Origin of the sequence: Trichocoleus sp. FACHB-46, from assembly GCF_014695385.1 — a bacterium.
Taxonomy (GTDB): Bacteria; Cyanobacteriota; Cyanobacteriia; order FACHB-46; family FACHB-46; genus Trichocoleus.
Genome location: NZ_JACJOD010000035.1, coordinates 1 through 10,166, shown reverse-complemented (window position 1 = coordinate 10,166; position 10,166 = coordinate 1). Strand labels below are relative to the sequence as shown.

Annotated in this window: 11 protein-coding genes, 29 tRNA genes, 1 other RNA gene and 1 pseudogene; 6 read left to right on the top strand and 36 right to left on the bottom strand. The window is 48.8% G+C overall.

Features of this window, described 5'->3' with window-relative positions:
* From H6F72_RS22870 to H6F72_RS22850, 4 genes and pseudogenes are all read left to right on the top strand, one after another.
* Positions 1-267, top strand: a pseudogene (locus H6F72_RS22870) (transposase); the annotation flags it as partial.
* A gap of 281 nt (positions 268-548) precedes the next feature.
* Positions 549-1,307: a ParA family protein gene (locus H6F72_RS22860; protein ID WP_242017082.1), complete on the top strand. Its 759-nt coding sequence runs from the start codon at positions 549-551 to the stop codon at positions 1,305-1,307.
* 2 nt (positions 1,308-1,309) lie between these two features.
* The gene (locus H6F72_RS22855; protein WP_190441287.1) at positions 1,310-1,813 is read left to right on the top strand and encodes a hypothetical protein; all 504 of its coding nucleotides are present in this window, start codon (positions 1,310-1,312) and stop codon (positions 1,811-1,813) included.
* A 52-nt stretch (positions 1,814-1,865) separates the two neighbouring features.
* Entirely contained in the window at positions 1,866-2,924 is a 1,059-nt protein-coding gene (locus tag H6F72_RS22850) for a PDDEXK nuclease domain-containing protein (protein ID WP_190441284.1), read from the top strand.
* A gap of 95 nt (positions 2,925-3,019) precedes the next feature.
* Here the strand turns inward: H6F72_RS22850 and H6F72_RS22845 are convergent, their stop codons facing one another.
* From H6F72_RS22845 to H6F72_RS22675, 35 genes are all read right to left on the bottom strand, one after another.
* Positions 3,020-3,247, bottom strand: a complete 228-nt coding sequence (locus H6F72_RS22845; protein ID WP_190441268.1) for a hypothetical protein — start codon at positions 3,245-3,247, stop codon at positions 3,020-3,022.
* Positions 3,248-3,484: 237 nt separating this feature from the next.
* Positions 3,485-3,820: a hypothetical protein gene (locus H6F72_RS22840; RefSeq protein ID WP_190441265.1), complete on the bottom strand. Its 336-nt coding sequence runs from the start codon at positions 3,818-3,820 to the stop codon at positions 3,485-3,487.
* A 110-nt stretch (positions 3,821-3,930) separates the two neighbouring features.
* The gene (locus H6F72_RS22835; RefSeq protein WP_190441262.1) at positions 3,931-4,452 is read right to left on the bottom strand and encodes a DUF4279 domain-containing protein; all 522 of its coding nucleotides are present in this window, start codon (positions 4,450-4,452) and stop codon (positions 3,931-3,933) included.
* A tRNA-His gene (locus H6F72_RS22830) sits at positions 4,419-4,495 on the bottom strand. Before H6F72_RS22830 ends, H6F72_RS22835 begins: the two co-directional genes overlap by 34 nt.
* Before the next feature lie 2 nt (positions 4,496-4,497).
* Positions 4,498-4,571, bottom strand: a tRNA-Ala gene (locus H6F72_RS22825).
* 3 nt (positions 4,572-4,574) lie between these two features.
* A tRNA-Ala gene (locus H6F72_RS22820) sits at positions 4,575-4,651 on the bottom strand.
* A gap of 3 nt (positions 4,652-4,654) precedes the next feature.
* Positions 4,655-4,730 (bottom strand) — tRNA-Arg (locus tag H6F72_RS22815).
* Between the two features lie 5 nt (positions 4,731-4,735).
* Positions 4,736-4,810, bottom strand: a tRNA-Val gene (locus H6F72_RS22810).
* A 5-nt stretch (positions 4,811-4,815) separates the two neighbouring features.
* Positions 4,816-4,887 (bottom strand) — tRNA-Gly (locus H6F72_RS22805).
* Positions 4,888-4,899: 12 nt separating this feature from the next.
* A tRNA-Gly gene (locus H6F72_RS22800) sits at positions 4,900-4,998 on the bottom strand.
* A gap of 4 nt (positions 4,999-5,002) precedes the next feature.
* Positions 5,003-5,077, bottom strand: a tRNA-Thr gene (locus H6F72_RS22795).
* Between the two features lie 5 nt (positions 5,078-5,082).
* Positions 5,083-5,155: transfer RNA gene (locus H6F72_RS22790), tRNA-Met, on the bottom strand.
* A gap of 1 nt (position 5,156) precedes the next feature.
* A tRNA-Leu gene (locus H6F72_RS22785) sits at positions 5,157-5,230 on the bottom strand.
* Between the two features lie 81 nt (positions 5,231-5,311).
* Positions 5,312-5,387, bottom strand: a tRNA-Lys gene (locus tag H6F72_RS22780).
* 7 nt (positions 5,388-5,394) lie between these two features.
* A tRNA-Lys gene (locus H6F72_RS22775) sits at positions 5,395-5,469 on the bottom strand.
* 94 nt (positions 5,470-5,563) lie between these two features.
* Positions 5,564-5,640: transfer RNA gene (locus H6F72_RS22770), tRNA-Leu, on the bottom strand.
* A 3-nt stretch (positions 5,641-5,643) separates the two neighbouring features.
* Positions 5,644-5,719 (bottom strand) — tRNA-Pro (locus tag H6F72_RS22765).
* Positions 5,720-5,723: 4 nt separating this feature from the next.
* Positions 5,724-5,800, bottom strand: a tRNA-Leu gene (locus H6F72_RS22760).
* A 3-nt stretch (positions 5,801-5,803) separates the two neighbouring features.
* Positions 5,804-5,881: transfer RNA gene (locus tag H6F72_RS22755), tRNA-Leu, on the bottom strand.
* 52 nt (positions 5,882-5,933) lie between these two features.
* Positions 5,934-6,006: transfer RNA gene (locus H6F72_RS22750), tRNA-Gln, on the bottom strand.
* A 6-nt stretch (positions 6,007-6,012) separates the two neighbouring features.
* Positions 6,013-6,088, bottom strand: a tRNA-Gln gene (locus tag H6F72_RS22745).
* A 5-nt stretch (positions 6,089-6,093) separates the two neighbouring features.
* Positions 6,094-6,168, bottom strand: a tRNA-Asn gene (locus H6F72_RS22740).
* A 5-nt stretch (positions 6,169-6,173) separates the two neighbouring features.
* A tRNA-Phe gene (locus tag H6F72_RS22735) sits at positions 6,174-6,246 on the bottom strand.
* Positions 6,247-6,253: 7 nt separating this feature from the next.
* Positions 6,254-6,336 (bottom strand) — tRNA-Ser (locus H6F72_RS22730).
* 5 nt (positions 6,337-6,341) lie between these two features.
* Positions 6,342-6,440, bottom strand: a tRNA-Arg gene (locus H6F72_RS22725).
* A gap of 100 nt (positions 6,441-6,540) precedes the next feature.
* Positions 6,541-6,623, bottom strand: a tRNA-Tyr gene (locus H6F72_RS22720).
* A gap of 3 nt (positions 6,624-6,626) precedes the next feature.
* A tRNA-Glu gene (locus tag H6F72_RS22715) sits at positions 6,627-6,703 on the bottom strand.
* 127 nt (positions 6,704-6,830) lie between these two features.
* Positions 6,831-6,901 (bottom strand) — tRNA-Trp (locus H6F72_RS22710).
* A gap of 5 nt (positions 6,902-6,906) precedes the next feature.
* Positions 6,907-6,981: transfer RNA gene (locus H6F72_RS22705), tRNA-Ile, on the bottom strand.
* 5 nt (positions 6,982-6,986) lie between these two features.
* Positions 6,987-7,061: transfer RNA gene (locus H6F72_RS22700), tRNA-Cys, on the bottom strand.
* Between the two features lie 3 nt (positions 7,062-7,064).
* Positions 7,065-7,146, bottom strand: a transfer-messenger RNA (tmRNA) gene (gene ssrA, locus H6F72_RS22695).
* A gap of 5 nt (positions 7,147-7,151) precedes the next feature.
* A tRNA-Arg gene (locus tag H6F72_RS22690) sits at positions 7,152-7,225 on the bottom strand.
* Between the two features lie 85 nt (positions 7,226-7,310).
* Positions 7,311-7,386, bottom strand: a tRNA-Asp gene (locus H6F72_RS22685).
* Between the two features lie 199 nt (positions 7,387-7,585).
* On the bottom strand, positions 7,586-7,972 hold the full coding sequence (locus H6F72_RS22680; protein WP_190441261.1) for an alr0857 family protein: 387 nt from the start codon (positions 7,970-7,972) through the stop codon (positions 7,586-7,588).
* 31 nt (positions 7,973-8,003) lie between these two features.
* A complete protein-coding gene (locus H6F72_RS22675) occupies positions 8,004-8,456 on the bottom strand; it encodes an HNH endonuclease (protein ID WP_242017081.1) in 453 nt (150 codons plus the stop codon).
* Between the two features lie 473 nt (positions 8,457-8,929).
* Between H6F72_RS22675 and H6F72_RS22670 the strand changes: the two genes are divergently transcribed.
* On the top strand, positions 8,930-9,271 hold the full coding sequence (locus H6F72_RS22670; protein WP_190441259.1) for a hypothetical protein: 342 nt from the start codon (positions 8,930-8,932) through the stop codon (positions 9,269-9,271).
* Positions 9,272-9,318: 47 nt separating this feature from the next.
* Complete coding sequence (locus tag H6F72_RS22665; RefSeq protein ID WP_190441256.1) at positions 9,319-9,852, top strand: hypothetical protein; 534 nt, start codon at positions 9,319-9,321, stop codon at positions 9,850-9,852.
* A gap of 179 nt (positions 9,853-10,031) precedes the next feature.
* On the opposite strand, the gene H6F72_RS22660 is transcribed toward H6F72_RS22665, so the two are convergent.
* Positions 10,032-10,166, bottom strand: a 135-nt coding sequence (locus tag H6F72_RS22660; RefSeq protein ID WP_242017083.1) for an IS1 family transposase, incomplete at its 5' end; no start/stop codon positions are given.

The following is a 10,166-nucleotide window of genomic DNA, read 5'->3' as shown; positions in this document are numbered from 1 at the left end:
AACTTGGTTAGAAAGCTGTCTCATCCCAATACTGCGACCTGGAGAATGGGTGATTTTGGATAATGCCACCTTCCATCATGGCGGACGAATTGTCCAACTCATCCAAGCAAAAGGGGTTCAAGTCGTCTACTTACCACCCTATTCACCAGACCTGAATCGTATCGAAAAGTGTTGGGCATGGTTAAAGGGTCGCATTCGCAAACAACGACGCAGCGCACTAGTTTGCGTGAAGCAATGGAGACAGTCCTCAAGGAAGCCGCGTCCTAACTCTTGTGGCGACAGCTATAGATCGCCAAAGTTTGGTAAGTGCTATGCAACCGCTTAACGAGAGCCTCAAGCAACCTGTACCCAATAGTAACTTCGATGCTGCCTTCAAAGAAATGAGTGAGTACTGCGGTCTCAAACAATCTTAAAAAGTTGACTTCTAATCAAGTTAGGTTGACAGGAATATAGGAAGTCAACAAGTTAAATAGCTAACTTGTTGAAAGGCTAAGAAGTTTACTTGTCAACTGGTTAACTTGCTGACAAGCTAGTAATCAACCACATTGATGCTCTCTATGATTATTGCGATCGCCAACCAAAAAGGTGGAGTCGCTAAAACCACCTCAACTCTTGCCCTTGGAGGTCTTCGAGCTCAGCAAGGCTCCTGCCTCGCCATCGACCTTGACCCTCAAGGCAACCTCACAACTGGGCTAGGGGTCAACGTAACTGATGATCAACTCACGGCTTACGAAGTTATTACCGAGCAAGCTGAAGCTTTAGATGCAGTTATCAAAACTAAATCTGGCCTCGATTTACTCCCTGCTGACATCTCCCTTGCCAAAGGAGAAACCGAGCTGCTCAGTAAAGTGGGGAACTTTTACATCCTCAAAGAACGTTTAGAGCCAGCTCAATCTCATTACCAACACATCTTGATCGACTGTCCCCCTAGCTTAGGACTCCTGACAGTGAATGCCTTAGCGGCGGCCGATCGCTTGTTAATTCCAGTTCAATGCCAGTTTTTTGCTCTTAAAGGACTCGAAGCACTCCTAGATACGATTCAAAGCGTCAAAAAACGGCTCAATCCGAATCTACAGATTTTGGGTGTTCTGCCAACAATGGCCGAGAAGAACACAGTCATGACCCAGGACGTACTCAGCACTCTCAAAAATCAACTGGAAGCAATCAAGATTTTTGACCCAGTTCCGAAGTCTGTGAAGTTTGCAGAATCTAACCTAGCTGGAGAACCCATTCATCAATACGCCGGAGAGTGGCGACTTGTGCAGCCCTATCGAAGCGTCATCCAAGCGATTCAATCGGAGTCCTAACCATGCCTAGACAACGTCCAAGAACCAGCGATCGCATCAATCTTCCTCGCAGCAAAGCGGATGAATACTTCGACTCTGTAGAAGTCAAACCAGATGACCAGTCAACAAGTCAACAAGTCAACCAGCAAGAAAGTCAGCAAGCTGCAGACGATAGCCACCTGACAGAGCCAACGAGCTCAGTCAACCCAGCTGCTGACGACCGGACAAAGCGCTCCAATACTCAGCCAATATTTCTACCAAAAAACAAGTCAGGAAGCCAACAAGTTAACAAGTCAAAAAGTCAACAACCTAAGAAGTTGAAAAAAGCGACTTTTCAACTTGATGAGACATTACTCAAGGAACTAGACACCTTTCACCTCAAGTTGCAACTGGAGTTAGGCAAAGAGAATGCGCCTTATAAGGAAGTGTTAGTAGAAGCGGCGATCGCTCAGTTATTGGAACAATACCAACAGGCTCCAAAAGAGACTTTAGACACACTACAAACTAGGCAAGCCAATCGGAACTGAACTGCCTACTTCTTTCACAAAGCCCTGTAAAACTAATCTGTGAAGCTTGATCGTGACTGACTCCCTGTCCTCCCCTGTACCCTTCAATTACGATCGATTTCTCACTGACCTCAAACATCAGATTCGATCGGCTCAACTTCGAGCCTCAATCGCTATCAACCGTGAGCTGATTCTGCTCTACTGGCAAATCGGTCAGTCTATCCTGGCACGACAACGTGAAGAAGGCTGGGGCACTAAAGTCATTGACCAACTGAGTAGAGATTTGGCCAAGGCATTCCCAGAGATGAAAGGCTTTTCCTCTCGTAATCTCAAATACATGCGAACCTTTGCGAAAGCCTATCCAGATGAAGAAGTTGTGCAACGCTGCGTTGCACAATTGCCTTGGCGTCACAACATTGCCTTACTCGAAAAACTCAAAGACGCTGACGAAAGGCTCTGGTATGCCCAACAAGCGATCGAAAATGGTTGGAGCCGGGATGTTTTAGTCCTGCAAATCGAAACAGGGTTGAAAGCAAGAATCGGTAGCGCAATTACTAACTTTCAAAGAGTGCTTCCCAAAGAGGAATCTGATTTAGTTCAGAGCTTACTCAAAGACCCCTATCATCTAGACTTCCTCACCTTGGGTAAGGATGCTCAAGAGCGAGAGCTAGAAAATGCACTCGTTTTACATATTCGCGACTTCCTACTAGAGCTCGGATTAGGCTTTGCTTTTCTCGGTAACCAATATCCGATCGAGGTGGATGATAAGGAATACAAACTTGATCTCCTCTTCTACCACGTTAAACTCCACTGCTACGTGGTGATCGACCTCAAGATGGGTGAGTTTCAACCCGAATTCAGCGGCAAAATGAATTTCTATGTTGCAGCAGTCGATAACCTCCTTCGTGCTCCTAACGACAACCGGACGATTGGCATCATTCTGTGCCGCAGCAAGAGCAAAACAACTGTGGAGTATGCGCTTCAAGAAATGGGTAAGCCGATCGGTGTGTCAACCTTTCAACTCAGCGAAACCCTTCCCGAACCCCTCCGAAACAACCTCCCCTCCCCAGAACAACTAGAGATGGAGATTGAGGCGATCGCCACTGACCTAGAGGAGAAAGGTGTCAACTAAGGGTTCATTTGTTTGGTTGAAGCGGGAGTAGAGGATTCGCAGACCCTCCCTAGACATAATGAAGCGCTCTCGAGCTATAGGTTGTAGAGAGCGCTTTAAGAGCGATCGCCCCGTTGAATACACTGCATGCAAACATTGAACAAAGCGATAACTGATGCGATTTCAATCGGAATTTGCAGCGGCGGCGGAGCCGCAATCAACCCAGCCAGGATGAAACCTAAACCGACAAAAATAGAGACAATCAGAATCACCTCATCGTCAAATAGCTTCAGACCGACCCATAAGGTACCAAACCCAAGTGCCCAACAGATAAAATAATTCATGGAATGATGACTAGTGATTTAATATGCCGATGCCTTAGGTACCGGACAAACATTGGAGGACATGCAAGTATAGTATTCTGGCCTAAAGAATCTGAAAACACTCATACTACAAACGTAATCCTGAGTGTTTTTGAAGCCTGAAACCCTCATTCTATCGTTGAGTAATTGTGTACCCCTCGATTGCTATGGGTTTGCTCATTGTATGTGCAGTTGAGCGGCTTGTTAGGTTAGGCTTACTCATCGATAGCCTTCACGCCAAGCGAAATAGCCTACGAGAAACCATGCCCTTTCCAGAGCTACTTGATTCATAAATGGAAAGGAAGTACTCATACGCTTTGCAAAAGTCTCATACGTATAACTCTTCGGACCACCCTCTTCTGCTACTTTCCAGATTTCACTGTTTACACTCTTAAACTCTTCAATCCAAGTGGCCCTAACATCCGCAGCAACCTCTGGAAATTCCTCGGATAAACGCTGCTCTCTTGAAGTTAGCAACTTCGGCCCCCACTCTACATAAGTGAGAAAAGCCTTATTCTTGACTTCGTTCAAACTTGACTCTTCAAATAACTGCATAGATAGCTTCGTACTTCATAGGTTGAGTCAGTGGTTACTGATAAAGCTGGCTGGCTAACGTACAAAGGCGACCCGCAATCCGGTAAAACATCTAGTTTGGCTGGTGTCGATTACTCATCAGCCTGGAGATAGCGCGTCACCTCGATACCAATGTTCAAATTGCCCGCCAGTCGTAGCAACTCAGGCGGGAAGTAGTCACACTGAACTGCCACATCTCGATCTTCTATCCCAAAGTCCAAGCATATCCTCTCAACACCTGAAAATTTCTGTAGCCGCTCTAGCTCGACTTGGTTAGCCTTGAGAAAAGCGATCGCATCCTCTACTTGCTGTGGTGGGTTACTCATGTCAGCTTGACTCGCAACCATCGAAAACCCAGACCCCTCGTGAACCCGTTTGGCTAACCTGTGCTCACCTCTATGCCAAACGCTGTCAGGAATCAAGGTACTTTGCTGCAAAAACTCGTCTACTGCAAAGTCAAATCCGGTAGCACGGAACATACAAGACATACAAGTCAAGTCACCCGAAAGAGCTGGATGAAATAAGCTACTTCGGTCTAGATGTGGATAGGTAAGAGTATAGGGCGATCGCCGCTTTAATGTGGGGTGACTGACGAGAGTTGAACTCGCTAACACTGGTGTCACAAACCAGCCCCTCCACCACTTCGGGTTCAGTCACAGTGGAGCCAAGGGGAGTCGAACCCCTAACCTTCCGCTTGCAAGGCGGATGCTCTAGCCAGTTGAGCTATGGTCCCATTTGGTGGATTCTGGTCGGAGTTGAACCGACATCTTTCTGCTTGCAAGGCAGATGCTTTTCCAGTTAAGCTACAGACCCCTATGGCAGGAATGGCAGGAGTCGAACCTGCATGAAACTGTTTAGAAGACAGTTGCCTTATCCATTAGGCGACACTCCCATTGTTGGTAGTCCTGATAGGATTTGAACCTACAGCCCTCTGTTTGTAAGACAGATGCTCCACCGTTGAGCTACAGGACTATGAGAGCGAACGGCGAGAGTCGAACTCGCATCTGGAGATTGGCATACTCCGGTGTTAGCCCTTACACCACATTCGCAAGATTCAAGATTGGAGCGAAAGACGAGACTCGTTCGCGAAGCGTCTCCTTCGGAGAAACTCGTGTCTCCTGGTTGGAAGCCAGGGATGCTTGCCGCTGCACCACATTCGCATTCTGGAGCTAGTGACAGGATTTGAACCTGTAACCTACTGTTTACAAGACAGTTGCTCTGCCGTTGAGCCACACTAGCATCGGTGACGGGGGTGGGAGTTGAACCCACTGATGTAAAGGTTATGAGCCTTTCGAGCCGCCGTTGCTCCATCCCCGCATGCCTCTGACAGGAGTCGAACCTGCAACACACTTGGTTTAAGCAAGCGATGTCTACCGATTGCATTACAGAGGCTTGAACAATTCAAAATTTAGAATTCAAAGTTCAAAATGAAGGCTCCTTTTTGAATTTTTAATTTTGCCTTCTGAATTGAATTGGTGGGTTGTATAGGGCTTGAACCTATGCGCTTCCGCTTAAGAGGCGGCTGCTCTACCAACTGAGCTAACAACCCGAACATTTGGTGGGTCGCCCAGGAGTTGAACCTGGATCTCTCCGCTTAAAAGGCGGCTGCATATCCGCTCTGCCAACGACCCAAGTTGGCTTGAAATTGGTACACCGAGCAAGACTCAAACTTGCTAATAACCCACTTATCGGGTGGGTGCGTCGATCACTTCCGCCTTCGGTGCTTGGTACTCCCGACAGGATTTGAACCTGCACAATCTAGGCTCTCGACCTAGCACGTCTGCCAGTTCCGTCACGGGAGCAAATGGTCGGGATGGTAGGATTTGAACCCACGACTCCTTGGTCCCAAACCAAGGCTTCTGACCACTGAATTACATCCCGATGTTGGTACTGCTGGTGGGAGTTGAACCCAAAACCTCTGGTTTCTAAGACCAGCACCTCTTCCCGTTGGGCTACAGCAGCAAGTGGTACTCCTGGTGAGAGTCGAACTCACACATTGACTGGTTTTGAGACAGCCGCCTCTACCGATTGGGCCACAGGAGTAAGGAATGGGAGGGATACAGAGGATTGACCCAGGCGACTGTTTACCTCCCAACTGCCCCGCTAGGATTTGAACCTAGAAACTTCGCTTTCAAAGAGCGAGATGTTGCCAGTTACACCACAGGGCAAAGAAGTGGATGCAGGAGTTGGGGTCGAACCAACCTCTCTCTGATTCAGAGTCAGAGCGACTTGCCAATCGTCCATCCTGCAATGAATGGCTGCCCCAGTAGGAGTCGAACCTACAACCTTCCCGTTAACAGCGGGCCGCTCAGCCATTGAGCTATAGGGCAACGAGTGGGAAGTGGCAGGATCGAACTGCCTTCTCGCCGTCTTCAGCGGCACGTGAGCACCAGCTTCACCAACTTCCCATTGAGGCGGAGGATAGAGGAATCGAACCCCTAGCCCAAGGACTACCCTGGTTTTCAAGACCAGTTGCCAACCATTTAGCGGTATCCTCCATGAGTGGCAAGAACGGAGAGAATCGAACTCTCACTCTACGGCTACGCCGCGCTACGCGAACGGTTTCGTAGACCGATGTGTTATCCAGTTACACCACGTTCTTATGAGGCGGAGAGCAGTGGAGTCGAACCACAATTGTTCATCCATCTGTTTAGCAAACAGCGCCGATCGCCTGATCGGTTTACTCTCCATAAGTTGACAGGTGGGTAGAGAGGGATTTGAACCCCCAGTGGTCAAGGACAACTGATTTACAGTCAGTCTGCTTCAGCCATTTGCATACCTACCCATGTGGCAGTGCAGACGGGACTTGAACCCGCTAGTCACACGCTTGAAAGACGTGCCGCTCGACCACTTCGCTTCTGCACCATTGATGCCGTGCAAGTTGAAAAAGCTGTTGATTCACACACAGGAATTGAACCTGCATAGACTGTTTTAGAGACAGTTGCCTTACCATTTGGCGAGTATGTAAGCTTTTCCGATTTGGGCACGACAACGCACAGACTAGGATTCGAACCTAGAACAACGGTTTTGGAGACCGAGATGTTGCCGTTACACCATCTGTGCATTGTTGGTCGCAGCGGCGGGAGTTAAACCCGCATATCCTCAGTTATGAGCTGAGTACCTTACCGTTAGGTGACACTGCAATAGGTGGACTCCAGGGAGAGAATCGAACTCTCGCTAGTTGGTTTTGCAGACCAACGCCTTTCCACTTGGCGACCTGGAGATTTGGTGGAGATGCGGGGAATCGAACCCCAGTCCTGCAACCGTCCGTTTGTTGGTTTCGGAGCAGGTGATGCCAATCCATCCCCACGAGCGAGGATGACAGGAGTTGAACCCGTAACCGCTTGCATCGGAAACAAGTGCTCTATCCATTTGAGCTACATCCTCATTGGAAGCCTTGACGGGAGCTGCACCCGCTTCTTTCTGGCTGAGAACCAGAACGACTTATCTGTTCGTCCACAAGGCTATAAGGCGAGGGTGATGGGATTTGAACCCACGATATCCAGTTCGACAGACTGGTGCTTTCAACCGGGCTAAGCTACACCCTCAAAGGTGGCATTTATATGAAGTTATCAAGGTTCAGAAGGTTGACTACAGAGCCTTTGTGAGGGGCTGTAGTGCTGATACTACAGTTGTAATATAACGTACTACAGAGTGTCAAGGGGATACTACAAATTTCTTTTGAGAGGTGAGAGGGCAATAGTGGAAAGGATGGCTAGACTGCCCTCTCAGACTGAGTTGTAGTTTCTACGCTAAGGAAGAAACATGTACTTCACTCATCTGCCACAGCTTGTAGAGGAAGAACTCGGCCCGATCGCTGAGCACGGTGAGGAACATTCCTTCGTGAGCTTCCTTACTCTCAGCAATCCAGCTTCCACTCAGACTGACCTCTACAAACTCGTCATCGACTGAAATGACAGTCACTCTTCCTCTGCATTCCTGCCCCAACGTCGTCTCTAGATGTTTTAGGTCAGGGACATCAGCAGGCAATAGAAAGGAGGCATGACCAGGCTCGACTTGGAGGGATTGCCCTAAGCGCATGGCAAGAACAACTCGCTGAGCAATTGCCAACTCAGGAGAGGTCATCACCCGCTCCATGTAGAGTCCGTCTTCGGTGTAGTTCAACTTCAACATCGGTCTTGCCTCCTTCTTGCTGAGTCTAAGGTCAGGTGTCGGTGGGCTGCTCTTTCCAGAACTGTTCTGCAAATGCAATGGCAGGGTGGATGGGTGCTTTGGGTTTGCTTCTGAGTACCATTCCGGTTTCGTGCAACAGGCGATCGCCCTTGGCAGAGTTGCACTTCTCGCATGCAGCCACTACGTTGTCCCAGGTGTGAGTACCACCTTTAGAACGAGGAATGACGTGATCGAGGGTGAGACGCTTGGCGCTGCCGCAGTATTGGCAGGCATGGTGATCGCGGCGGAAAACCTCGCGACGATTGACAGGTGGTAGCTTCCACTGCCGCTCTGGATTGCCACTCGTCAAGCGGATGTGCTCAGGTACTTGTAGTACAACGCTAGGAGAGCGCACTTCCCAGGTCTGGAAGCTGCTGAACTCTAGTGATTCTGCCTGTCCCGTCACTAGAAGCACGATCGCTCGTTTGATGTTGATGCGTGCCAAGGGGATGGTAGTTCTTAGAGAAGACTACGACCTGGTTGTGTAGTATTGGAATCTTCTGACTCTGCTCTGTGGCTTGCATAAAATTCACTCCTCAAAAAACAACCCCCACTTCTGATGACCAGGAGCGGGGGTAAGTACAAGGAAGCTGATGCGCTGTTTCCCTATGTCGGTGTCAGGCTAAACCTGCACCTCCCGCTGCTAGTCAGTTGATCCGGATTGAGTTGTCCGGCGACTGTCCCATCAATGCCTTTGTTGGCGGATTGACCACCACTAAATCGATACGTCTCCTCACACCCAAACAGCACCGATGTGCTACCCCAAATTTGATGGGGAAGAACAAGGGCACTGGATAAGGTGGCGAGTAGGATACGTATCATAGAAGGGTGTATTACTTGTATTACAAATCTGGATAGCTACATACTACATTTGTAGTATTATCTTGTCCACTTTATTATTTCGCTAGGTAGTTCGGTATGGATACACGCAGACCAAGTTCCACTTCGGAAATGCAAGTGACAAGTATCCGACTGGAAGCTGAACTTAAAGAGCGATTGCGAGAGCTTTCTGGGGAGCAGGGGTATCAAACTCTGATTCGAGAGGTGCTTTGGCAATTCGTGGAGCAACGGTTAATGCCTTTGGAGAAACGATCGTCTTCCCAAACTCCGCTTTTGTCTCAGTCAGATATTCGAGTAACCTTTGACGCGATCGCTCAACGAGAGGAACATTGTGCGATCACAGGTCAACCCATTCGACCACAACAACCGATGAAGCTAGGGCTCACAACCACTGGCGAACTAGTTCCTTTGAGCGCTTAAGCGTGAGTAGAGTGGATAAACCGAGATGTGGGAGCAATGGATAGAACGTGATCATCCAAGTTTCAGATCACGCAGAGCGCGTTGATATCATCTCCGCCATGCCTGTATGGAAGCGGATTTGCTTGGCCCTGCTGAATCTGATTCCTCTGCTCGCACCCTACGAACTGTTGTGGCGCGTGCAATGGCATGACTATTGGAACCCAGTTTTCCTGCTTTTTGCCCTTGTCTCAGCCGGTGCGATCGCACCGATCGCAGTGAGCGGGTTATTCCTTTTTGCCGCATTGGCTGGGTTGAGTTCTCAGATGACCTTTAATGTGCTACGCTCAACTTTCACTTACTCAGAACGTGCGCCTATCGTGCCTCAACGGACGCAAGTGCTGCCGCTGTCATCAATTGAGAGCATTCACATTCGCCCTCAGGAATGGAGTGAAGGGTCTCCTAGCTACTCTCTTAGGGTCACCATGTTCAATGGTGCTATCTTCAACTCCGGCTCCTCACAGTCGCGTCAGGAGATCGAGCAGGCAAAGGTGCAAGTCGAGGCTTTTCTAAACCGGACGCAAGGTTGGCGAAGGTTGTCATAGCAGCGCTCACAAATTAAGTAAAACTTATCAGTCAACCACAGAATCAAAGTTCCAGCGATTTCGAGTAGCACGCGATCGGTCAGTAACCCTTTGCAACAAACTAGAAGGCATCGGCTCTCTCTGCCCCCTTAGCAATCGCTTCAAATAAAGGTTATCCCACCAATCTGACAATGGTAGTCCTAAATAGGTAAGGACGCATTGTAGTGATGAACGAAGTACCAAACTGCACCAATATGGTTCTCTAACTTCTTGGAAAACGATAACGTCTTCCTCACTAAGCGGGACACTCGTTGGCGTAAGGTGCAGCTGAAGCG

Coding starts and splice junctions, on each gene's coding strand:
- H6F72_RS22855 (WP_190441287.1), top strand. CDS start 1,310: ATGCCTAGACAACGTCCAAGAACCAGCGATCGCATCAATCTTCCTCGC.
- H6F72_RS22840 (WP_190441265.1), bottom strand. CDS start 3,820: ATGCAGTTATTTGAAGAGTCAAGTTTGAACGAAGTCAAGAATAAGGCT.
- H6F72_RS22860 (WP_242017082.1), top strand. CDS start 549: ATGCTCTCTATGATTATTGCGATCGCCAACCAAAAAGGTGGAGTCGCT.
- H6F72_RS22670 (WP_190441259.1), top strand. CDS start 8,930: ATGGATACACGCAGACCAAGTTCCACTTCGGAAATGCAAGTGACAAGT.
- H6F72_RS22680 (WP_190441261.1), bottom strand. CDS start 7,972: ATGTTGAAGTTGAACTACACCGAAGACGGACTCTACATGGAGCGGGTG.
- H6F72_RS22845 (WP_190441268.1), bottom strand. CDS start 3,247: ATGAATTATTTTATCTGTTGGGCACTTGGGTTTGGTACCTTATGGGTC.